Genomic DNA, 1,937 nt, shown 5'->3' on the forward strand with positions numbered 1-1,937 from the left:
TCGCTCTGCGGGCTGCGCTCGCCCAGCAGGTTATCCGCCAGATCGTACACCAGCCGCGCGCCCGGTTTGCCCTGATTGGGTTCGCGGTGTTCCTTTCAACGAATTCCCCTAAAATAAAAGAGGGTCATTGTTGACATGTTGTAAAAAAGTACAAATCAGATCCTAATTAATGCACTCTCTTCATTTTTATTTTCACTACTTTTAATAAATGAAATGACTATATCGAGAGAGTCTCTTCTAAATCTTACTTCGTAATTGCCTATATCCATAATCAAAAACACACCTGACATATAGTCAGAACCGTCAGGTTCAAGGTAACCACCGCTAGTATCTTCCCCTGCACCAACAAAAACCTTTCCTGAAGGCACATTCAAAAATAACGATTTATAGTTCTCACTTATGTTATCAACAACTCGAACCGTATACTGACCGTCCTCACCAAGATTCAAAAACAACACGTTACCTTTATTTACTTCTTCCAGTTCATCCTCTGGAATGCTCCACCAATCAGCATCATCGCTAACTCTATATTTTAAAGACACCAAATCAAAAATTGACAAGGTCGCAGTATCTGTTGTGAAAGAGAAAGTCTTATTCATACCCCCCCTACTGAAATATTATTTCACTAATTCGGTCGCCCGGTTGGAGACCTGCTTTTCTACCCGCATTTTTAAAGAGCTACCAATGGAGTGTTTGTAATCTTTGTTGCCCGCCGCATCTGTCACTTCCAGCGGCGAGCTGTTCAGATAGGTGTGATACCCGCATATATTCGCAGGGCGACTGTCGCCCGCCTGCTCCAGCGCCGCCAGCGGGCTCCACGGACTGGCTAGGTCGTATGGTTCTGCAAAGATATTTATCTTTGCAGTCAACAAATATTAAATGGTAACTATCTTATCTTTTGCTATACCCACAGGCCAGTGACCAGAAAAGTATATACCCACAACTTCTTCCCACTTATTCCCCAAATGAAGATACTGTTCAGAAACATACTCTCTGAAAGCAAAACAAATTCCATTTCTGGCTGCTAAGCTGAAGTCATGAGGCCCGTAATTGAATTTATCCTTAGACAATCCCTTTGTTGCATTCATGACAGCCTTGTTTACTCGAATACGTAAACCAGTAAGTTCCTTAGGTAATACCTCCTTTACTTTGTAGAAAGGATCCTCCTGAGTCATTGATGTTGGCAACCATTCCACACTATCATAGTATCCCTTAAACTCTGCATCAGTGGGATTAACAAACACCTTCTCAACATTTTCAATTAAAATCACGCGACTATCCAGAACATCTGGGAGCCCCATTCTTGAGAAAAAGCATGAGTTATCGATGCGCTGTAGTAAACTATCAAAGTCAAAATCATTCATGTCACAATCTCAAATCAGTTATAGTTCCAGGAGGCAGTGCTTTTCTGCTTTGTTGAACAGTTGTTCGAAGCACTCCACCGGCGGCATGTGGGCCAGGTACACCAGGTAAAGAATGATTAGGCAAAGTGCCATGAGTAGGCATCAAATTCCACCATTTATTCGCCCCCCCACTTTCTAGTGGGATTATGTGGTGCGGGGTAGCTCCTGTCGGCCAGGTTCTACCTGTATTGGCTTCCCACTGACTCATCAGATAATGCTGATCTCTGACGAACTCTTTGCGAGCCATCTGATTTTGGAAAACACTCCGTCTCTGAACTACCGGTAAATTACCTCTCAGTATCTGAGCTTGTTTTGCTGTTATAGCTCCACCACGCGAAGCGACTTTGTTCGCATCACCAATAATACGGTCAAGAGTCGAACAATTACTTAACCCAAATGGATCTATCCAAGTTAAAGGATTTGGCCCATAAGCATATAAATTCAACCCACCTTCCAACCCTATCGGATCCTGCGTGGTGAAACGCCCCACCTCGGGTTCGTAGTAGCGGAACAGGTTGTAGTGCAGGCCGCTTT

General features: G+C 43.7%; 3 protein-coding genes and 1 pseudogene. All 4 read right to left on the minus strand.

The features are described from left to right. Positions 1–155: 155 nt before the first annotated feature. Complete coding sequence (locus AC4PR2_RS28535) at positions 156–599, minus strand: DUF6386 family protein (protein ID WP_149572400.1); 444 nt, start codon at positions 597–599, stop codon at positions 156–158. A gap of 105 nt (positions 600–704) precedes the next feature. Then, positions 705–836, minus strand: a pseudogene (locus AC4PR2_RS28540) (RHS repeat-associated core domain-containing protein); the annotation flags it as partial. A 39-nt stretch (positions 837–875) separates the two neighbouring features. After that, a complete protein-coding gene (locus AC4PR2_RS28545) occupies positions 876–1,364 on the minus strand; it encodes a hypothetical protein (protein ID WP_149572398.1) in 489 nt (162 codons plus the stop codon). Position 1,365: 1 nt separating this feature from the next. Continuing rightward, positions 1,366–1,937: RHS repeat-associated core domain-containing protein (locus tag AC4PR2_RS28550; RefSeq protein ID WP_492176006.1), on the minus strand; the 572-nt coding region annotated here is incomplete at its 5' end.

It is taken from the genome of Serratia sp. A07 (genome assembly GCF_058725505.1).

Coding starts and splice junctions, on each gene's coding strand:
- AC4PR2_RS28535 (WP_149572400.1), bottom strand. CDS start 599: ATGAATAAGACTTTCTCTTTCACAACAGATACTGCGACCTTGTCAATT.
- AC4PR2_RS28545 (WP_149572398.1), bottom strand. CDS start 1,364: ATGAATGATTTTGACTTTGATAGTTTACTACAGCGCATCGATAACTCA.